15 protein-coding genes are annotated in these 19,388 nt (G+C 64.2%); 7 read left to right on the top strand and 8 right to left on the bottom strand.

The genetic code is table 11. The features are described 5' to 3' along the window. The 3 genes from rbbA to XH87_RS20045 form a co-directional block, all read right to left on the bottom strand. A complete protein-coding gene (gene rbbA, locus XH87_RS20055; protein WP_271588580.1) occupies positions 1 to 2,772 on the bottom strand; it encodes a ribosome-associated ATPase/putative transporter RbbA in 2,772 nt (923 codons plus the stop codon). Continuing rightward, positions 2,769 to 3,836: an HlyD family secretion protein gene (locus XH87_RS20050; protein WP_035711210.1), complete on the bottom strand. Its 1,068-nt coding sequence runs from the start codon at positions 3,834 to 3,836 to the stop codon at positions 2,769 to 2,771. The genes rbbA and XH87_RS20050 overlap by 4 nt, the downstream gene beginning before the upstream one ends. A gap of 248 nt (positions 3,837 to 4,084) precedes the next feature. Continuing rightward, on the bottom strand, positions 4,085 to 5,290 hold the full coding sequence (locus XH87_RS20045) for an ABC transporter substrate-binding protein (RefSeq protein ID WP_271588579.1): 1,206 nt from the start codon (positions 5,288 to 5,290) through the stop codon (positions 4,085 to 4,087). A 165-nt stretch (positions 5,291 to 5,455) separates the two neighbouring features. On the opposite strand from XH87_RS20045, the gene XH87_RS20040 reads away from it, so the two are divergent. Continuing rightward, complete coding sequence (locus tag XH87_RS20040; RefSeq protein WP_035711206.1) at positions 5,456 to 6,223, top strand: FadR/GntR family transcriptional regulator; 768 nt, start codon at positions 5,456 to 5,458, stop codon at positions 6,221 to 6,223. A 69-nt stretch (positions 6,224 to 6,292) separates the two neighbouring features. Then, complete coding sequence (locus tag XH87_RS20035; RefSeq protein ID WP_271588578.1) at positions 6,293 to 7,906, top strand: acyl-CoA synthetase; 1,614 nt, start codon at positions 6,293 to 6,295, stop codon at positions 7,904 to 7,906. Between the two features lie 32 nt (positions 7,907 to 7,938). Here the strand turns inward: XH87_RS20035 and XH87_RS20030 are convergent, their stop codons facing one another. Further along, complete coding sequence (locus XH87_RS20030) at positions 7,939 to 8,301, bottom strand: helix-turn-helix transcriptional regulator (protein ID WP_271588577.1); 363 nt, start codon at positions 8,299 to 8,301, stop codon at positions 7,939 to 7,941. Between the two features lie 547 nt (positions 8,302 to 8,848). Between XH87_RS20030 and XH87_RS20025 the strand changes: the two genes are divergently transcribed. The 4 genes from XH87_RS20025 (at position 8,849) to XH87_RS20010 (ending at position 14,404) form a co-directional block, all read left to right on the top strand. Beyond that, entirely contained in the window at positions 8,849 to 10,399 is a 1,551-nt protein-coding gene (locus tag XH87_RS20025) for an FAD-binding oxidoreductase (protein ID WP_271588576.1), read from the top strand. Positions 10,400 to 11,455: 1,056 nt separating this feature from the next. After that, complete coding sequence (locus XH87_RS20020) at positions 11,456 to 12,259, top strand: MBL fold metallo-hydrolase (RefSeq protein ID WP_271588575.1); 804 nt, start codon at positions 11,456 to 11,458, stop codon at positions 12,257 to 12,259. A 162-nt stretch (positions 12,260 to 12,421) separates the two neighbouring features. Then, positions 12,422 to 13,438 (top strand): alpha/beta fold hydrolase, encoded by a 1,017-nt coding sequence (locus XH87_RS20015; protein WP_271588574.1) that lies wholly within the window; start codon positions 12,422 to 12,424, stop codon positions 13,436 to 13,438. A gap of 15 nt (positions 13,439 to 13,453) precedes the next feature. Next, on the top strand, positions 13,454 to 14,404 hold the full coding sequence (locus tag XH87_RS20010; RefSeq protein ID WP_271588573.1) for a fatty acid desaturase: 951 nt from the start codon (positions 13,454 to 13,456) through the stop codon (positions 14,402 to 14,404). Between the two features lie 52 nt (positions 14,405 to 14,456). Here the strand turns inward: XH87_RS20010 and XH87_RS20005 are convergent, their stop codons facing one another. Next, on the bottom strand, positions 14,457 to 14,693 hold the full coding sequence (locus XH87_RS20005) for a hypothetical protein (protein ID WP_158668204.1): 237 nt from the start codon (positions 14,691 to 14,693) through the stop codon (positions 14,457 to 14,459). A gap of 97 nt (positions 14,694 to 14,790) precedes the next feature. Then, positions 14,791 to 15,810: a helix-turn-helix transcriptional regulator gene (locus XH87_RS20000; protein ID WP_271588572.1), complete on the bottom strand. Its 1,020-nt coding sequence runs from the start codon at positions 15,808 to 15,810 to the stop codon at positions 14,791 to 14,793. A gap of 86 nt (positions 15,811 to 15,896) precedes the next feature. On the opposite strand from XH87_RS20000, the gene XH87_RS19995 reads away from it, so the two are divergent. Next, positions 15,897 to 16,541 carry a glutathione S-transferase family protein gene (locus XH87_RS19995; RefSeq protein ID WP_271588571.1) on the top strand — a complete coding sequence of 215 codons (645 nt, stop codon included), beginning with the start codon at positions 15,897 to 15,899 and terminating at the stop codon, positions 16,539 to 16,541. 240 nt (positions 16,542 to 16,781) lie between these two features. On the opposite strand, the gene XH87_RS19990 is transcribed toward XH87_RS19995, so the two are convergent. Together XH87_RS19990 and XH87_RS19985 are read right to left on the bottom strand one after the other, a co-directional pair. Then, entirely contained in the window at positions 16,782 to 17,567 is a 786-nt protein-coding gene (locus XH87_RS19990; protein ID WP_271588570.1) for an enoyl-CoA hydratase/isomerase family protein, read from the bottom strand. Positions 17,568 to 17,673: 106 nt separating this feature from the next. Continuing rightward, a complete protein-coding gene (locus tag XH87_RS19985; RefSeq protein ID WP_271588569.1) occupies positions 17,674 to 19,119 on the bottom strand; it encodes a TAXI family TRAP transporter solute-binding subunit in 1,446 nt (481 codons plus the stop codon). Positions 19,120 to 19,388 lie beyond the last annotated feature (269 nt).

Here is a 19,388-nt window from a genome sequence, read left to right as displayed (position 1 = left end):
TCAGCGGGCCTGTTTCTTCAGCAGCAGCGCACCTGCGGTGACCAGGACCGGGATCATGACGGCGAGCGCCAAGAGCTCGTCGTGAAGCGTGGCGAATCCCAATGCCTTCGAGAACGTACCGCGCGAGATGGTCACGAAATAGCTGGTCGGATAGACAAGACCGATCATCTTGCCCACCCCTTGCAGCGAGGAGACCGGATCGATCAGGCCGGAATACTGGATCGCGGGAATCAGCGTGATCAGCACGGTGCCGAACAGCGCGGCGATCTGGCTCTTCATGAACGAGGAGATCACCAGCCCCATGCCGGTGGTGGCCGTGACATAGAGCAGCGCGGCAGCCGCATAGGTCGGGAAGCTACCGGTGAAAGGCACGCGGAAGACGGTGAGTGCAAAGCCGACCAGCAGCAGGAAGTTGGCAAAGGCCAGCACCACATAGGGCAGCTGGATGCCGAGCAGGAACTCCAGCCGCGTCACCGGTGTGACGTAAAAATTGACGATCGAGCCGAGCTCCTTCTCACGCACGACCGCGAGTGCTGCGAGCAACGCAGGGATCATGATCAGCAGCAGCGGAATGATGCCTGGCGCCATGGCGACGACGCTCCGGACGTCCGGATTATAGCGGTAACGCAGCGCGAGCTGATAGGACCCGGCGATCGCCGCATCGCCATAGAGCTCGCGGCCTTTCTGCGCGAGCCAGGTCGCGTGGATCGCCTGGGCATAGGAGCGCAGCGTCTCGGCCCGCGTCGGATTGGCGCCGTCGACCCAGGCGCCGATCTCGACATGGCGGCCGCGGCTGACATCGCGGCCGAAGCCCGGCGGCAGTTCGATGGCGAGGCCGATCTCGCCGGCGCGCATGCGGCGGTCGAGTTCGGCGTAATCGGTGATCGGGGATTTCTCGGTGAAATAGCGCGAGCCCGCGATCTGAAGGCTGTAGTCGCGGCTGATCGTGCTGTCGTCGCGGTCGAGCACGGCGAAGGTCAGGTTCTCGACGTCCATGCTGATGCCGTAGCCGAGCACGAACAGCAGCAGCACGCTGCCGAGGATCGCGAGCGTGGCGCGGATCGGATCGCGCCGTAGCTCGAGCGCCTCGCGACGGGAATAGGCGAGCATGCGCGTCGGATTGAACGCGGCGCTGTGCTTACGCGGCGGCGCCGACGTCTCGGCCGGCGCGGGGGATGCGGCTGCCGGCGGAGGCGCTGCATCCGCCGTGTCGGCGATCGCCTCTTCCAGGCAGGCGATGAAGGCCTGCTCCAGCGTGGCGGTGCCGCGCGCGGCCACGATCGCGGCGGGCGTATCCGACGTCAGCACCTTGCCGGCGTGCATCAGCGAGATCCGATCGCAGCGCTCCGCCTCGTTCATGAAATGAGTCGAGACGAAGATGGTGACGTTGTCCTTGCGGGAGAGCTCGGCCAGGATCTGCCAGAAGCGGTCGCGGGCGACCGGATCGACGCCGGACGTCGGCTCGTCGAGGATGAGGATGTCGGGCGCATGGATCATGGCGACCGCCAGCGACAGCCGCTGCCGCAGCCCGAGCGGCAAGGCATCGGGCAGGGCGTCGACGACATCGGCGAGATCGAACCGGGCGATCATCTCGTCGATGCGCGCGGCGATGGTGTCCGCCGGCAGCTCGAACAGGCGTGCATGCAGATGGAGATTCTGCGCGACTGTGAGCTCGGAATAGAGCGAGAAGCCCTGCGACATGTAGCCGATGCGCCGCCGCACCGACATGTCGCCGGCATCGATGGTCTTGCCGAACAGCCGCGCGGTGCCTTCGCTCACGGGCAGGAGGCCGGTCAGCATCTTCATGGTCGTGGTCTTGCCGCAGCCGTTAGAGCCGAGAAAGCCGAAGATCTCACCCTTCCTGATGCGGAAGCTGACGTCGTCGACGGCGACGAAACCGTCGAACCGCCGGGTCAGGTGGTCGGCTTCGATCGCGATCTCCTCGTGATCCTGGCCGCGCGGGGGGATGACGACATTGCTGTGGTTGCTGCGCTCGGCCTCGGGCAACAGACGGATGAAGGCGTCATCGAGCGTATCGGCGCCGGTCTGCCGCTTGAGTTCGGTGGGCGTTCCGGTCGCGAGCACGCGTCCGGCGTTCATCGCGATCAGGACGTCAAACTGCGCGGCTTCTTCCATGTAGGCGGTCGAGACGATCACGCTCATGCCGGGCCGGCTGTCGCGGATCGAGGCGATCAATTCCCAGAACTGGCGCCGCGACAGCGGATCGACGCCGGTGGTCGGCTCGTCCAGGATCAGGAGCTCGGGATCGTGGATCAGCGCGCAGCACAGGCCGACCTTCTGCTTCATGCCGCCGGAGAGCTTTGAAGCGGGCCTGTCGGCGAAGGGCGTGAGCCCGGTATCGCGCAGCAGGCCGGCAATGCGCCTGTTCCGCTCCGCCTTGTCGTGTCCGAACAGGCGACCGAAGAAGTCGATGTTCTCGAACACCGACAATGTCGGATACAGATTCCTGCCGAGGCCCTGCGGCATGTAGGCGATATCAGGGCAGACGTTGCGGCGGTGGCGCGCGCTCGCCATGTCGCCGCCGAGCACGTGGATACGACCCTCCTGGATCGCGCGCGCGCCCGCGATCAGGGCGAGCAGGCTCGATTTGCCGACGCCGTCGGGGCCGATCATCCCGACCATGCAGCCGGACGGCAGGTCGAGCGTGATGGATTCGAGCGCCCGGGTCTTGCCGTAGCTCAGGCCTACGCCTTCCAGATGCACCACGCTGCCGACGGCAGCCGGTGCTTCGGCTGCGATGGTCGTGCTCATCTCGTCAGCTTGATCTTGAGATTGTCGGGCCATTGCGAGGCCGGATCGAGCTGCACATAGGCCATTCCGGGCAGGCCGGTCTTCACGTGTTCGATGTGCTGGCGCAGCAGGTCTGGCGCGATATGCGCCTTGATGCGGAACATCAGCTTCTGACGTTCTTCCTCGGTCTCTACGGTCTTGGGCGTGAATTGCGCGACGTCGGCGACGAAGGTGGCCTTTGCGGGGATCACGTATTGCGGGATGGCATCGAGCACCAGACGGACCTCGGCGCCGATCGCGACGCGGCCGGCATCGGCCGTCGGCAGGAAGAACGTCATGTAGACGTCGCCGAGATCGACCATGTTGAGGACGCGGCCGCCGGCAGCGAGCACCTCGCCGGGCTGCGCCACGCGATACTGCACGCGGCCGTCGCGCGGCGCCTTCAGCACGCTGTCGTTGAGGTCGGCGTTGATGCTTTCGATCGCGGCCTTTGCCGCGTCGACCGCCGCGCCGGCATCGATCACCATGGCGCGGGAGGAGCTGATTGCGGCTTCCGATGCTGCGACCTGGGCCTGGGAGGCGGCGAGCGCCGCCTTCGCTGTGGCGTTGGCGGCGCGGTCGTCGTCCAGGACCTGCTGGGACACCGCACTCGTCCTGATCAATTGTTCGGACCGGTCGAGCTTGCGGCTCGTGGTGTCGAGCTGGGCGATGCGCTGGTCGACCACGGCTTCGGCGGCCTTGCGTTCGGCCTCGCGCTGGTTCACCAGGCTCTTCGCGGTCTCGACATTGATCGTCGCGCGCTGGAGCTGCGCTTCGGCCTGGCGGCGCTGGGCCTGCAGCTGCTCGGTGTCCATGCGTGCCAGAACCTGGCCCGCGCTGACGAAATCGCCTTCGTTGACCAGGATCTCGCGGATTCGCCCCGGCGTCTTGGTGGCGATGTCGATCTCGACTGCCTCGATGCGGCCGTTGCCGCGGGCAAAGCCCGGTGGCAGCGTGTTGGCATCGCGGTGCTGCCAATAGTAGTAGCCGCCGCCCGCGAGCAGGATGGCGAGCGCGGCGACGACGCGACCCGGTGTGAAATTCATCTGTTTATAACGCCGTGCGGCGGCGCCCACTGTTGAGGTCCGAACGCCCAGCCGCTGATCGCGCGGAAAGGGCGAACTCAACATTGCAGCGAATTTTGCACCGCAACTTGATGCAGATCAGACCGCGGCGCGAGGTGTCCTGCCTCTATTTGGGCCTGCGCCTCCCATCATCGCCCGTCCGCCGGATTGGTCGAGCGGACGAGCGAGTCTTGCTGACCGGAATGACTGTCGGCTCGATCCGGGCCGTCTCACTTCACCAGCGGGCAGCCGCCATCCTTCAGCGGCCGGAACGCCTGATCGGCAGGGACCTCGGCGAGCATCTTGTAGTAGTCCCACGGGCCCTTCGATTCCTCGGGCTTCTTGACCTGGAACAGATACATGCTGTGCACCATGCGGCCGTCCTCGCGCAATACGCCGTTGTCGGTGAAGGCATCCTTCACCGGAAGCTCGCGCATCTTGGCCATCACCGTCTTGGTGTCCTTCGTGCCGGCGGCCTGCACGGCCTTGAGGTAATGCAGCGTCGCGCTGTAGGTCGCGGCCTGGTTCATCGTCGGCATGCGCTTGACGCGCTCCAGGAAGCGCTTGCCGAAGGCGCGGGTCCTGTCGTTGAGGTCCCAGTAGTACGCCTCTGTGATGATCAGCCCCTGCGCGAGCTTCAGTCCCAGGCTGTGCACGTCGGAGATGAACATCACGATCGCAGCCAGGTTCTGGCCGCCGGCGACGATGCCGAACTCGCCGGCCTGCTTGATGGCGTTGATGGTGTCGCCGCCGCCATTGGCGAGACCGATGATCTTGGCCTTGGAGGCCTGGGCCTGCAGCAGGAAGGACGAGAAGTCCGCCGTGTTGAGCGGGTGCTTGACGCTGCCGAGCACCTTGCCGCCGGCGGCCTTCACGACATCGCCGGTGTCGCGCTCGACCGAATGGCCGAACACGTAGTCCGCGGTCAGGAAGAACCAGGTGTCGCCGCCGTTCTTGACGATGGCGCTGCCGACGGTGTGCGCGTTGGCGTAGGTGTCGTAGGTCCAGTGCGCCGTGTAGGGCGAGCAGGACTTGCCGGTGATGTCGGAGCTCGCCGCGTCCGTCACGATCATGATCTTCTCGTACTGCTTCGACAGCTCCATCACCGCGAGCGCGGTGGCCGAGGTCGGCAGGTCGATGATCATGTCGACGCCCTCGGTCTCCCACCATTTGCGGGCGATGGTCGAGGCGACGTCGGGCTTGTTGAGCACGTCGGCCGAGACCATGTCGATCGGCTTGCCGAACATCTTGCCGCCGAAATCCTCGATCGCCATTTTGGTCGCCTCGACATTCCCCATGCCGCCGATGTCGGAATAGACCGAGGAGAAGTCGGAGAGCACCCCGATCTTGAGCGGGGCCTGCTGGGCGGACGCGGGGATGATCAGGGCAGCCGACAGCAAGCCGGCCGCAGACGCGAGTGCTGCGATAGGTCTCATGGATACGTTTCCTCTTATGCGGGGCTATTCTGTCCCTTTGTCCGACAAAGTTAGAGGTCGGTTCCGCAGGAGTCAATTTGCTGCGCGTGCGGCACGATTGACAGGGTTTGACGTGCTTTCGGACTGGTCCTATAGTTTGTCCGACAAACGCCATTGGGGGCCAAATTGCCTTTAGCGCCGCTGTTTCGCCCGATCGATGTCGCGCCGGCCTATCAGAAGGTGGCTGACGCCATCGAGCGCGAGATCGTCAATGGCCGCATCAAGCCGGGCGATCCCATCGGCACCGAGCACGATCTGGTCCGCCAGTTCGGCGTGAATCGCTCGACCATTCGCGAGGGCATCCGCGTGCTGGAGGAGGGCGGGCTGATCCGCCGCGATTCCTCGCGCCGCCTGCACGCCTGCCTGCCGCGCTACAGCAAGCTCGCCAGCCGTCTCAGCCGCGCGCTGGTGCTGCACGAGGTCACCTTCCGCGAGCTCTACGAGGCCTCGATGACGCTGGAGGTCGCCAGCATCGAAGGCGCCGTCGAGCGCGCGACCGACGCGAATCTCGTCGAGCTCGACGACAATCTCGTGCGCAGCGAAGCCGTGGTCGGTAGTCCCGCGGCGCTCGCCGAATGCGACGCCGAATTCCACGTGCTGGTGGCCAAGGCCTCGCAGAACCGCGTGCTCCAGCTTGCGCGCGAGCCGGCGGCGCAATTGTTCTATCCGACCACCGAGATGATCGTGACGGGTGTGGCCGAAGGCGGCCCGCGTCTCGTCGCCGCGCACCGCCATCTCATCGACGCGATCCGCCGCCGCGACCGCGAGGCCGGCGTGCTGTGGACGCGCCGGCACTTGCAGGACTGGCGCCGCGGCTTCGAGAAGATCGCTTCGCTCGATCGTTCGGTCGAGCACATGTACATGGAGCACGCGCAAGCGGCTCGGCGAAGATAACACTGCACAACAAGACGCAAGATTTCAGCCAAGAAATCCAGCCAATAAAGACATCACGCGGAGGGACACATGACCGGCGACATCGCAGCCACCATCTCGAAAGCGCGCGAGCATTCCATCGGCGATCTCCTGCGCCGGTCGGCGGGCCGCGAGCCGAACAAGCTCGCGGTGAGCTGCGGCGATGTGAGCTGGAGCTTTGCCGAGATGGACGCGATCTGCAACCGGCTCGGCCGCGGTCTGCTCGGGCTCGGCGTCAAGAAGGGCGACCGTGTCGCCGTGCTCTCGCGCAATTCGCACGCCTTCGCCGCGCTGCGCTTCGCGGTGGCGCGGATCGGCGCGGTGCTGGTGCCGATCAACTTCATGCTCAACCCGGACGAGATCAATTTCATCCTGAAGAGCTCCGGCGCAAAACTGCTCGCGACCGGGCCCGATTTCGTCGAGCCGGCGAAGGCCGCAAGCGCGAAGGATTGTGCGGTCGAGAAGATGATCTGGCTGCCGGGCGAAGATCCCGCGACGGCTCCGGCCGACCTCACCACCTTCGACGATCTTCTCTATCCCGACGGCTCGTTCCTGGACGCATCGGTCGACAGCCGCGATCTCGCGCAGATCGTCTACACCAGCGGCACGGAATCCCTGCCCAAGGGCGCGATGCTGACCCACGAAGCCGTGATGTGGCAGTATGTCAGCTGCATCATCGACGGCGGCATGAGCGCGGAGGACAAGTTTCTGCACGCGCTGCCGTTCTATCATTGCGCCCAGCTGGATGTCTTCCTGGGGCCGCAAATCTATCTCGGCGCCTCTGGCGTGGTCACGGGCAAGCCGACCGCCGACAACATCCTGGCGCTGATCCAGGCGCACAGGATCACGTCCTTCTTCGCGCCGCCGACGATCTGGATCGCGATGCTGCGCTCGCCGAATTTCGACACGACAGATCTGTCGACCTTGCAGAAGGGCTATTACGGCGCCTCGATCATGCCGGTGGAAGTGCTGCTCGAACTTCAGCGCCGCCTGCCCAACGTCAAGTTCTGGAATTTCTACGGCCAGACCGAGATCGCGCCGCTCGCGACCGTGCTGCGACCGGAGGACCAGCTGCGCAAGGCCGGCTCGGCCGGCAAGCCCGTGCTCAATGTCGAAACGCGCGTGGTCAACGCGGCGATGGAGAACGTCGAGGTCGGCGAGGTCGGCGAGATCGTTCACCGCTCGCCGCATCTGCTGTCCGGCTACTACAACGATCCGGTGAAGACGGCGGCAGCGTTCTCCGGCGGCTGGTTTCATTCCGGCGATCTCGCCACCGTCGATGAAGAGGGCCACATCACCGTGGTCGATCGCGTCAAGGACATGATCAAGACCGGTGGCGAGAACGTCGCGAGCCGCGAGGTCGAAGAGATGGTCTACCGCATCCCAGGGGTCTCCGAGGTCGCCGTCGTCGGCCTGCCCGATCCGCGCTGGATCGAGGCGGTGACTGCGATCGTCGTGGTCAAGAGCGGCGAGAAGCTGGACGAGGACGCCGTCATCAAGCACTGCGCCGGCCAGATGGCGCATTTCAAGGTGCCCAAGCGCGTCATCTTCGTCGACAGCCTGCCGAAGAATCCGAGCGGCAAGTTGCTGAAGCGCGAGCTGCGCCAGCGCTTCGTCGGCGGCGAGACGCTCGACAAGGCGATCCAGAAGAATTTCGGGACGTGAGGCCCCGCGCGGCCCGGCAGGGCGAAGTTTCGCTAGCCGGGGTCGTCGGCGAGCCTTCGCACGTCGTCCGGCGTCTGCCCGAAATGGCGGCGAAACACGCGGTGCAAATAGGATACGTCGTGGAATCCCGCCAGATGCGCGATCTCGATGATCCTGCGCGTGCGCATGACGGGATTTCGCAGCAGCGGATCGGCCCGCAGCAACCGCTGCTCCAGCACGAAGTCGCTATAGGTGATGCCGGCCTGCTCGAGCAGCAACTGGATTGTGCGAGGGCTGACCCGGTGCGCGGCTGACAGAGGGACAGCGCCGGGCTGTCCAGCTGAGCCAGGATGTCGGCCTTGAGGGTTTCGAGGCGCGCGCGGCGAGGCCGCGCGTGCGAGCTTCCTCGGCGACATCGCCGCGGGCTCCGAGCATCAGCACCGAAGGGTCGAAAAGATGTTGTGAGACCGCATCGAGCTCCGCGGGCGCGAGCTCGCCGGCATGGGCTTGCGGGAGATCATAGTATCGCAGGAACATCGACGCGATCGGGCTGGCGCGCCGGGGATCGACTGCGCAAATCAGTCTTCGGCATTCGGGCGCACCCACAACAGGGGCGCTCGCCAGCGACTGTGCAACTTGCGAAAGCGTCACCGCCGAGAGGTTTTGCGAGATCGCAAAGGCCGCCACCAGCAGATTCATACCGAACAGATTGAAACTCCAGTTCAGATCAATATCCGGACTGCCATTTCCACCGGAATGCTGCCGGCCATCGAGGCGGCGGCGACAAGCGTGATGCCCGCCATGGCTGGCTGCTCCTGCTAGTATTTCCGAGAGAGGGAAACGCCACACATAGGCTCAACTGGTTGCTACAGACCAGAAAGCAGATCCATTATGCTCAGGGTGAGTTTTGTCGCTCATGACCCCAGGCGATGTCGTCAGCTCTTACCTGCGACATTTCCGCCGATGCCAAAATTCGCCGGAACACAAATTCTACGCCATGCGTTTTCTACGCCATACGTTTTTTCGGATCACAGTATTCCCGCACCGGGGGCACGGGACGATCGCGCTGCAGCAAGTGAGCGCCGAACCAACGCCCAGACCGACGGAGAACCTGCGATGATTGCAGCCCCCAACATTGACATTGGCCATTTGAAAAATGACTTTCGTGGCCAGCTGCTGACGCCCAGCGATCCGGATTATGACGCCGCGCGAAAGGTGTTTAACGTCGTGATCGACCGACGGCCGGCCCTAATCGCCCGCTGCCGCAGTCCTGAGGATGTGACGCAAATTGTCAACCTTGCGCGTCAGCATGGCGTCGTGGTTTCCGTGCGTGGCACGGGTCACAACGTCGCGGGATACGCTGTTTGCGATGACGGTATCGTAATCGATCTGTCTCTCATGAAGGACATTCAGGTGGACCCGGCGGCGCGCACGGTTCGCGCAGGGGCGGGGCTCACCTGGGGCGAAGTAAATGACGCGCTCCAGCCCCATGATCTCGCGGCCACAGGGGGCTTCGTATCGATAACCGGCATCGGCGGCCTGACACTCGGGGGCGGCCTCGGATGGCTTGTGCGCGAGCACGGGCTCGCGCTGGATAATCTGTTGTCCGCACAGATTGTGCTTGCTGACGGTCGCATTGTGACGGCCAGCTCGTCCCAAAATGAGGACTTGTTCTGGGCCATCCGCGGGGGCGGCGGCAATTTCGGTGTTGTAACTTCATTTGAGTTTCGGGTGCATCCCACAGGGACAGTGCTGGCCGGAGTCGTTTTGCATCCAGCCAAAACGGCGGGCGATGCGCTGCGTCATTGGCGAGACTTCGAGGCGACGTCGCCCGACAAGCTCACCCAGGGTGCGTTGCTGTTTCACTTTCCGGACGATCCATCAGGACCACCGGAGTTGCGAGCTAAGCCGGTGCTCGGGATGGGCGGTGTCTACTCGGGGTCGGTGAAAGAAGGCGAGAAGGTCTTGGGGAATTTCCGTTCATACGGCCCGCCAGTCGCCGATTTTTTTCAGCCGATGCCTTACAATCAGGCCCAGCGGATGGCCGATTTTCTTTGGCCGCCCGGCCTACATGGCTACTGGAAATCCAGTTACATGGAGAAATTGAGCGACGCGGCCATCGACGTGGTGACTGCTCACTTTTCTCGCGTGCCCTCGCAGCACACCGTTGTGGTTCTGGAACACAACGGTGGCGCCATGAGCCGGGTGCCAGAATCCGCGACCGCTTTCGGTCACCGCAGTTGGCCCTTCAACTTCCTGGTGACGTCCGCCTGGTCCGACCCGTCCGAAGCAGAACGAAACATCACATGGACGCGCGAATTCTTCGACGCGATGCGGCCCTTCTTGGCCAACTCATCCTATATCAACTATATCGGCGACGAGGGCATCGACGGGCTCAGAGGCTCTTATGGCGCTGAGAAGGTTCGCCGGCTTGCAGCAATCAAAGCCAAGTACGACCCAACAAACTTCTTCCGGATGAATCAGAATATTGCGCCGGCGTCAGCCGCTGCGTGATCGGGGCGTTTGGTGCCATTCTCGCGAGGGCCATCGACTAGGTTGCCTCTTAGGACAAAACTCGCTCATCAACGTTTGGCCATTCAGCAACAGAGGAGCGGTCGCCACGCGCCATGTTGTCGCAGTATGCACCTTGTTGGTTCACCCGCGTACTAATGGATCGATCTTGATTTGCAATCCGAAACAACTGGGGTCTTATCTTCGATCAGCGACTGATACCTCTCCGGCAAAAGGCCGCAACAATCTGGCTGCGGCCTTTCGCCCGTATTCGCGACTGAGAGCGGACATGCTTTCGCCTTGAATTGGATCGGAGACGACGAAATGCAAAATCGTGCCAAGCCTCGCTCGAAGACCCAGCCAACGATCATGGTGCGCTGCCGGCGTGCCGCGGAGGAAATGAACGGTCCCGAACTCCTCACATTAGTCAAAGAAATCGAGGACGAGATAACAAGACGTCGCTCTTCGGAAACCACAGCTCCCTCGTCGGGGAGCGACCCTCGTTGCGTTGTTGTACTCCGTCCAGCTCAGAACGCAGCCGAAAATCCCAGACGAATCCGAAAATCTGCCGCCGGGCGATAAGCGGGATACCGCCGTTCGAAGAGCGCGGCAGCCGCTGCGCTCTAGCCATCTTTTCATATCCCTCGTGATAGAACGCGCCGTCCGCGTGCCGGCATTGCACGCCCGACAAGCGCAGGCTTTGTGGCAATCTTGATTGGCGCCGGCGCAAGCAGGTCGAGCTCGGCGACGACAGGCGGCACGCTGCGTTCGCGCGCGAGCCGCGCCCATTAATCCAGGCGGAGCCGCGAAGGGCCGACATATTCCGCCATCGCCATCCCGTAGATTCGGCAATCGAGCAAATGGTTCGGCCCGGTCTCCTGCCGGATCTTACGGTGCGGCCGCGGACCGCGTGGTCTGTTGCTGCTCATGGGTGTCTTCCTGCAGGAGCGCCGCTGGGCGACCGACCTGAGCGCTGGCGCCCGTCACTCTTCCGCTCATCGAGCTTGCCGGGAGCTTGTCCGCAATGTCATCCTGCGATCTTGCCAAGGAGCACAAGCCATGCCTCTCTGGACCTGCGAAACCTGCGGCGCCCAATTTCCCTCACGCGCAGCAACGCCCGACTCCTGCCCGATTTGTGAGGACGAGCGGCAGTTCGTGAACTGGAACGGGCAGACCTTTCTCGCGCGCGAGGAACTCGCGCGCCGGCACCGGCTGGTGGGACGCGACGACCTTGGCCTCACCGGGATCGGGATGGAGCCGAGCTTTGCCATCGGGCAGCGTGCATTGCTGGTGCCTCAAGGCGACGGCTGCGTGATGTGGGATTGCATTCCGCTTGCGACCGATGAGGCCATGCAATATGTCGCCGCACTCGGCGGGCTAAGGGCCATCGCGATCTCGCATCCGCATTACTATGGTGCGGTCGCTGACTGGAGCGATACGTTCGGCGGCGTGCCGGTCTATCTGCACGCCGACGACCGCGCTTTTGTCACACGGCCTCATCCCGCGATCGTGCACTGGACCGGCGAAAGCCATCGCATCTCCGATGACGTGCTGTTGCTGCGCACCGGCGGCCACTTCGCCGGCGCCACCGTGCTGCATTATGCGCGCGGTGCGGACGGCAGGGGCGCGCTGCTCACCGGGGACGTCGCTCAGGTGACGATGGACCGGCGCTGCGTCAGCTTCATGTTTTCCTATCCGAATTACATGCCGCTCAACGCCGCCGCGGTGCGGCGGATCGCGGCAGCCGTCGAGCCGCTCGCCTTCGACCGGATCTACGGAGCCTGGTGGGGCCGCAACATCGCTAGCGGCGCCAAGGCCGCGTTCGCCGCGTCGGTCGCGCGTTATCTCGCGGCCATCGCCTGAGCCGGTGTGCCGGCAGATTTATCTTGCCAGTCCTCAATAAATGTACTATTAGTACAGTTATTGAATCTGCTGCTGCAACCGCCCGCATTCGCAGGATCGGCATGATCGATGCATCGCGGAATGCACGGCGTACTAAGGCTGCGTGAGCAGGGAGTTGGATGCATGACGGCGCAGCGCGACTACGAGATTTTCGAGGCCGGCGACGTCACGCTGCAGTCCAGGGCCGTCTTCCGCTCGATGAAGCTCGCCTACAAGACCTACGGCACGCTGAGCCCGGCCAGGGACAACGTCATCCTCTATCCGACCTCGTTCAGCGCGCAGCATACCGACACCGAATGGCTGATCGGGCCCGACGGCGTGCTCGATCCCACGCGTTACTTCATCATCATCCCGAACCTGTTCGGCAACGGCCTGTCGTCCTCGCCTTCGAATGTGCTCGCGCCATTCCCCGAGGTGAGTTATGACGATGCCATCGCGGTCCAGCACCGGCTCCTCACCGAACGCTTCGGCATTTCGAAGCTTGCGCTCGTCTATGGCTGGTCGATGGGCGGCATGCAGGCCTATCACTGGGCGGCGCTGCATCCTGACATGGTCGAGCGCGCTGCGGTCGTCTGCAGCAGCGCGCGTTGCGCGCCCTACAATTACGTCTTCCTGGAAAGCGTGAAGGCCGCGCTCACCGCCGATCCCGCCTTCCGCGACGGACGCTTCGTGGAAAAGCCCGTCGCCGGCTATCGCGCCATGGGGCGGGTGTATGCCGGCTGGGCGATGTCGCACGGCTTCTATCGCGACGAGCTCTGGCGCGAAGCCGGCTTCACCTCGCTGGAGGACTATCTCGTCCGCACCTGGGACGCGACGTTTGCCCGGCGCGATGCCAACGACCTGCTGGCGCAGGTCGGCATCTGGCAGCGCGGCGACATCAGCCGTAGTGAGGAGTTTGGTGGCGACCTCGATCGCGCGCTGGCGGCGATCAAGGCGCACATGCTGCTGATGCCGGGCGCGACCGATCGCTATTTCGACGTCCGCGACAACGAGGACGAACTCGGCCGGCTGGTCAACGCGAAATCGGCCGTGCTGCATCCGATCCCGTCGCTGCATGGCCATCGCGCCGGCAACCCAGTCAACAATCCGCGCGACCAGGCCTTCATCAAGGCCGAGGTCGCCGAGCTTCTCAGCAAGTAGGGCGGGCAACCGATCATGAGCGACGCAACCGTTTCAGAGTCCGGTCATCGCCTGAAGCCGCTGACGCCGGCCATGCTGCGCGAATTGTCGGTTCGCTCCGATCTCAGGGGGGCGGCGCAGAGCCTCGGCCATTACGGCGTGATCCTGCTGGTGGGCGCGTCGATCTGGAAGGTTTCGTCGACCTGGGGCGTGCTGTGGGCGCTGCCGCTGATGGCGGTGCAGGGCTATGTCGTCGCCTTCCTGTTCATGGCAGTGCACGAAACCGCGCACAAGACCGCGTTCAGGAGCCGCGGCCTCAATCTCGCGGTGGGCCATCTCTCGGCTTTCATCATCGGATTGCCCTACGAATATTACTGCCTGTTTCACTGGGACCACCACCGCTACACCCAGGATCCGGACAAGGATCCCGAGCTGATCGTCGGGGTGAAGCCGACATCCGACACGCAATTGGCGATCGCTTACAGCGGCCTGCTCCAGGTCGCAGGCCGTCTCCGCCTGATGCTCGGCCATGCCGTCACCGGCAAGGTCGTCGTCCCCTGGATTCCCGAATGCAAGCGTGCGGTCATCGTGCGAGAGGCGCGTGTCTATGTCGCGCTTTATGTCCTGCTGCTCGCGCTCTCGCTGTGGTTCTCGTCAGCGCTGCTGCTTTGGGTCTGGATCGTCCCGCTCGTCATCGGGCAGTTCTTCCTGCGGCCTTATCTCTATGCCGAGCACACCGGTTGCGAACGTACCCGCAGCGCCTTCCACAACACCCGCACCACCTACACCGGCGCGGTCGTCAAATGGTTCGCGTGGAACATGCCTTACCATGTCGAGCACCACGCCTATCCGTCGATCCCCTTTCACGCGCTGCCGAGGCTGAACGAGATCGTCGACGGCGAGATCGTCCATCGCGGCCGCGGTTACATCAGGACGACGCGCGAGACCTGGGCCTGGTTTCGCCGGCAGCGGCAGCCTGTTTCATGAACGCAAAGCTCCGGCCGCGATGCGACCGGAGCTTTGTCGTGAACGCGAGCTATCAGTAGATCCCGTAGGCGCAGACATTCACGACGCGCACGCGCAGGCCATGACGGGTCCGGACGAGGCGCTCCTGGTAGCAGTTGCTGACGCCAGTGTTGACGTAGACGCCGCCAAAGCCCCAGCCGTGACCCCAGTGGTGATGATGGAAACCGCCGGCCGAGGCGGCGGTGGGGGCGAGCGCGGCAACACCGAGCGAGCCGGCGGCGATCAGACCAAGAGCAAGCTTACGAAACATCTTCATTCTCCATTTGGCGCTAGGCCATTGTTGTGTCCCTGCATCTCGGTCGAGACGAGATGCGATCGCGTTCACACGGGATGAGGAGAATCGTGTTTCAGGATTGTTTCGCGGGCTGCGGCAAAATGTGCCGCCGTAAGGCTTTTCGCACCACGCAATAGCGCGCAGCCATTGCTTGCGTCATCTCTGCCATCTTGTCGCGGAGGTCGGCGGGCTCGAGCACTTCGGCTTCTGGACCAAGCCGCAACAATTCCGCTGCGGCGTGCCATGACGTCTTGCCGACGGGCACGCGCGCGATGCACCAGCCGTCGGCATCGGTGGTTTCTTCCAGCTGTGTGCGCGCCTTGACGTAGGGCTGGCTCAGCGCGTCGAGCAGCTTCACGCCGAACGGCGACAGCCGCACGATCGCGACATTCGGATGCATCTCGGCCTCGAGGCGCAGCGTCGCTGCCTGCCAATAGGCGGCGAGATCGAAGCTGGCGGGACGATCGAAGCGGTCGTCGAGCGCCGTGCAGTCGAGCACGCGCGCGACGCGATAGGTGCGCACGCTGCCGTCGACCTGGCCGGCGAGATACCAGCTGCCGCCCTTCAGCACGAGGCCGAGCGGGGCGACGCGGCGCTGCTTCTCCGCGCGCCAGCTCTGGTAGCGGATCCTGATCAGCGTCCCGCGCAGCACGGCGCCGGCGATGGAGCGCAGGTGCTTCGGGTCTTCCGCCTCGCCGAACCAGCCCGGCGCGTCCAGGTGAAAACGCTCCTGCATCCGCCCGGCGTCCTCGCGCAGATTCGCAGGCAGCGCGGCCATCAGCTTGTTCTGCGCGGCGATCATCGCCGCGTCCAGCCCGAGCGCCGCCGCCGGGCCAGGCAATCCCGCCAGAAACAGCGCTCCTGCCTCGGTCTGCGACAGCCCATTCAGCCGCACGCGATAGCCGTCGAGCAGGCGATAGCCGCCTTCGGCGCCGCGGTCGGCGTAGACGGGGACGCCGGACGCCGCGAGCGCGTCGATGTCGCGATAGATCGTGCGCACCGAGACCTCGCAGGCCTCCGCAAGCTCAGGCGCGGTGATCCGCCCTCTGGCCTGGAGGGTGGTGAGGATCGACAGCATCCGGCTCGCGCGCATGATCCCTTAAACCATACCTGACAGAAGATGTCAGGTATGGTCCGCTACAAGCTGCGCCATCGCCAAAAGGCCAGATGGAGACTGCCATGACCGATCCGAACCGCATCACGCTGTATTATTCGCCGCAGACGCGCGCCACCGGCACGCGGGTGCTGCTGGAGGAGCTGGAAGCTCCTTACGACCTCCATGTCCTCAACATGAAGGCCGGCGAGCAGCGTCAGTCCGCCTATCTTGCCATCAACCCGCTCGGCAAGGTACCGGCGATCGGTCACGGCGAGGCGCTGGTGACCGAGCAGGTCGCCATCACCATCTATCTCGCTGACCGGTTTCCGCAGGCCGGCCTCACGCCCTCTCTGACCGATCCGCTCCGCGGCCCCTACCTCCGCTGGATCGCGTATTACGGGTCGTCGTTCGAGCCGGCCCTGATCGACAAGTTCATGCAACGCGAGCCAGCGCCGATCACGCAGTCGCCCTATGCCGACTACGACACCATGTTGGGTGCGCTCGAGACGCAGCTGTCGAAGGGGCCGTATCTGCTCGGCGAGCGCATGACGGCCGCCGACGTGTTGTGGGGGGTCGCGTTCAGCTGGACCATGATGTTCGGTATCGTGCCGAAGAAGGACGTCTTCGTCCGCTATGCGGAGCGCATGACGGCGCGGCCGGCATTCCGGCGGATCACGGCGGCGGATGAGGAAATGGCTGCGCAGCATGCCAAGGCTGTGGAAGGTTAGCGCTGGTCCTCCAATCTCCGCAGTCGTCCCGGGGGCGCGCGCAGCGCAAACCCGGGACCCAGCCACAGCGAGAAGTTCTGCAAAGACCCGGAGTTGCCGTCTCGGCGTCATAACCGCACCCTGTGGCTACGGATCCCGGATCGGCGCTCCGCTTCGCTACGCTTGTCCGGGACGACAGCGGAGCGCGAGGCGCATCCTCAGAGTCCCTGACCGACGACCGGCAAACGCTACGCGCCACCCTCAAAACCGCGGTGTCCGCTTCTCGGCAAATGCCCTGATGCCTTCCTTGATCTCGTCGCCGCGCATGCTGTCGCGGTGGCGCTGGTCGGCGGCTTCCTCATCGAGTTCGCCGCGGGCGAACTCGTTGATGGCGCGTTTCATGCCGCGCATCGCCTGCGGCGCGTTGCCCGCGAGGACGCCGGCGAGCCTGTCGACCTCCTCGTCCAGGAATTCCACCGGCACCATCGCGGTGAGATAGCCGATGCGCAGCATCTCCGGCGCGCTGATCTTCTGCGCGGTCAGGAACAGCTTCTTCGCATTGTCCGGGCCGAGGCGCGTCACGTAGCGTTTGATGCCGCTCGGGTAATAATGCAGCCCAAGCCGCGCCGCCGGCATGAACATTTCCGCGGTATCGACCCCGATCCGGAAATCGCAGGCGAGCGCCAGGTCGGTCGAGCCGCCATAGACGCCGCCGTTGAGCCGGCAGATCGTCGGTACGCCCAAATCCTCCAGCCGGTTGACGACCACCGCGAAGGCCGAGCCCGCGCTCTGCTGCTCGTTCGCGCTGACCGCGCGCTCCGCCACCGAGTTGAGATCGTAGCCCGCGGAGAACGCACGCCCGGTGCCGGTCAGCACCAGCACGCGAATATCGGGATCGGCCTCGATCCGGTCGAACAGTCTGACCAGTTCGTCCAGATCCTCCGCCTGGAGCCGGTTGAGATGCCTGGGTCGGTTGAGGCGGATGGTGGCGCGTGCGCCGGTGATTTCGAGCAGGGGGCCGGTGGCTGCGTCGGCGGTGTCCGACATTCTTGTCTCCATTGTCGGCGCCAAGGTGCCCGCCCGGGCGGAGGCCGTCAACGACGGTGTAGCGCCTTTTATCGGCGCTGCTGCGCCCGGCTAGCGATCCGGCGGATCAGGCGCTCTGGGCCGTCTTCACCACCACGACATTGCTGTCGTCCGGCTGGGCAGGGGCCTCATCGCGCACCGTCTTCTCGGCTTCGCTGGCATGACGTTTCAAATAGTCGCGGCGCATGCCGATCTCGTCGCGGACGAATTCGTAGCCGAGCTTGAAGGTGTCGAGCCCGTCGCTACTGATGGTGCCGTCTCGCAGGCCGATAACGGCGCCGCGCAGGATGGCCTCCAGCTCGTCCTGGAGACATTCGAGCTGATCCAGCGAGTGGGCATGCTCGATCCGCTCGCCGATGTCGAGGATGGCGGTCGAGAGCTCGCTGGCCTTCTCCGGCGCGATGCGGGTGATCTTGGTGTAGATCGCCGCAAAGATCGAGCCGATGACGCTGAGCGCCGCGGCGCCCACATACAACAGGTCGCTGTACTTATCCATGAACGATTTGGTGTCGTCGTTGATGTAGTCGGCTGCCCCCTGATGTGCCATCACGAAGGCGTCCTTCTCGACGGAGGCCGGCTCTATCCTGGTGGCGAAGCCGTTGTCGAGCCCGAGCGCGGACTTGTTCTCGTAGATGGTGCGGGCCAGTTCGCCCGCCGTGGATACCGACATTCTGGATTGCGCGACCAGCAGCCATTCGAGCCCGATCGTGTCGAGGTCGTCGTCGGGAATCTGCGGCGAAGCCGACAGCGTGCCCGCCGTCAGCGTCTCGCTGGAAATGCCGGGGAATTTGCGCGCCAGCGCCTTGACCTCGTCGATCGCGTTGAGCGTGAAGCCGCCGCGCCTGGCGAGGTGCTCATAGGCCTTGTCCCTGACTGCCCCGGAGGCGTGGACGATGGCGATCACCGCGCCAAAGCCGTTTGACGGTGCAAACAGCTTGTCGAGCGTTACGCCCTGCGGCGCCATCTGGATCCTCGCAGCGTCGGGACCGTGGGAGATGTCGAGGATGCTGCGGACGAAGGCGAGGGAGGATTCATTCTCGGCCAAGACCGCGACCTTCCTCTTCTTCAGATCGGCGATCGACTTGATCTTCTTGTTGCCGGGACCAAGCAGGAGCACGAGATCATGCTCGAGAATCGCGAGGGCGCGCGCCCGCAGCGGCACCTTGGCGTCGGTACGCAGGACGGCGAGGTCAGCCTGCCTGCGATCGAACTGTGCCAGCGCCTTGGCGTCGTCTGCATTGTTGACGATCTTGATCCGGAAGCGCGAGGCGTTGTTCTTCAGCACGACGGCGAGCTTGGCCGCGAACAGCGCCTCGTCACTATTGGGAGCGCCGACGGCAAAGGTCAGCGTCTCCGAATTGTGCAGCAAAGCGCGACCACCCCAGACGGTGGCGAACGACAACAGCAGGGTCAGCACGACGTACAGGAAAACCTGCTGCTGATTTGTCTTGATCACCTTGGGGCGCCGGGGCGCCGGTGCGGTCGGCGATGAGATGGGGCCTTCAGTACTCATGGCAGCACTCTGGCCTTAAGTCTCGGATGACACCGGCTCGTGGCGGGCGCCCTGCAATTCGTAAACGTCTGAAAAAAGAACGATATTCTCTATCGCCAATGATAGCGCGACGGTAGCAGAATGCAAATTTCGAGCCGAAGGTAACCTTACTCGATGTGTCCGCGGCGATTGGTCATCCTATCACCAGTTAGCCACAGTTGGCGATTTTCCGGTTCCCCCCGCTGCATTCCGCCGCGGGAGATGTCATAAATCACGCGTCCCGGCGAATT

The sequence above is a fragment of the Bradyrhizobium sp. CCBAU 53415 genome (assembly GCF_028128735.1).
In the GTDB taxonomy this organism is placed as follows: domain Bacteria; phylum Pseudomonadota; class Alphaproteobacteria; order Rhizobiales; family Xanthobacteraceae; genus Bradyrhizobium.
The sequence above is the reverse complement of the archived record's forward strand: the minus strand, read 5'-3'. Positions and strand labels throughout refer to the sequence as shown.

What these genes read in the sequence shown, in the direction of transcription:
- XH87_RS20035 (WP_271588578.1), top strand. Translation starts at nt 6,293, where the DNA reads ATGACCGGCGACATCGCAGCCACCATCTCGAAAGCGCGCGAGCATTCC.
- XH87_RS20005 (WP_158668204.1), bottom strand. Translation starts at nt 14,693, where the DNA reads ATGTTTCGTAAGCTTGCTCTTGGTCTGATCGCCGCCGGCTCGCTCGGT.
- XH87_RS19985 (WP_271588569.1), bottom strand. Translation starts at nt 19,119, where the DNA reads ATGAGTACTGAAGGCCCCATCTCATCGCCGACCGCACCGGCGCCCCGG.
- rbbA (WP_271588580.1), bottom strand. Translation starts at nt 2,772, where the DNA reads ATGAGCACGACCATCGCAGCCGAAGCACCGGCTGCCGTCGGCAGCGTG.
- XH87_RS20050 (WP_035711210.1), bottom strand. Translation starts at nt 3,836, where the DNA reads ATGAATTTCACACCGGGTCGCGTCGTCGCCGCGCTCGCCATCCTGCTC.
- XH87_RS20020 (WP_271588575.1), top strand. Translation starts at nt 11,456, where the DNA reads ATGCCTCTCTGGACCTGCGAAACCTGCGGCGCCCAATTTCCCTCACGC.
- XH87_RS19995 (WP_271588571.1), top strand. Translation starts at nt 15,897, where the DNA reads ATGACCGATCCGAACCGCATCACGCTGTATTATTCGCCGCAGACGCGC.
- XH87_RS20000 (WP_271588572.1), bottom strand. Translation starts at nt 15,810, where the DNA reads ATGCGCGCGAGCCGGATGCTGTCGATCCTCACCACCCTCCAGGCCAGA.
- XH87_RS19990 (WP_271588570.1), bottom strand. Translation starts at nt 17,567, where the DNA reads ATGTCGGACACCGCCGACGCAGCCACCGGCCCCCTGCTCGAAATCACC.
- XH87_RS20030 (WP_271588577.1), bottom strand. Translation starts at nt 8,301, where the DNA reads ATGTCGCCGAGGAAGCTCGCACGCGCGGCCTCGCCGCGCGCGCCTCGA.
- XH87_RS20045 (WP_271588579.1), bottom strand. Translation starts at nt 5,290, where the DNA reads ATGAGACCTATCGCAGCACTCGCGTCTGCGGCCGGCTTGCTGTCGGCT.
- XH87_RS20025 (WP_271588576.1), top strand. Translation starts at nt 8,849, where the DNA reads ATGCCAAAATTCGCCGGAACACAAATTCTACGCCATGCGTTTTCTACG.
- XH87_RS20010 (WP_271588573.1), top strand. Translation starts at nt 13,454, where the DNA reads ATGAGCGACGCAACCGTTTCAGAGTCCGGTCATCGCCTGAAGCCGCTG.
- XH87_RS20015 (WP_271588574.1), top strand. Translation starts at nt 12,422, where the DNA reads ATGACGGCGCAGCGCGACTACGAGATTTTCGAGGCCGGCGACGTCACG.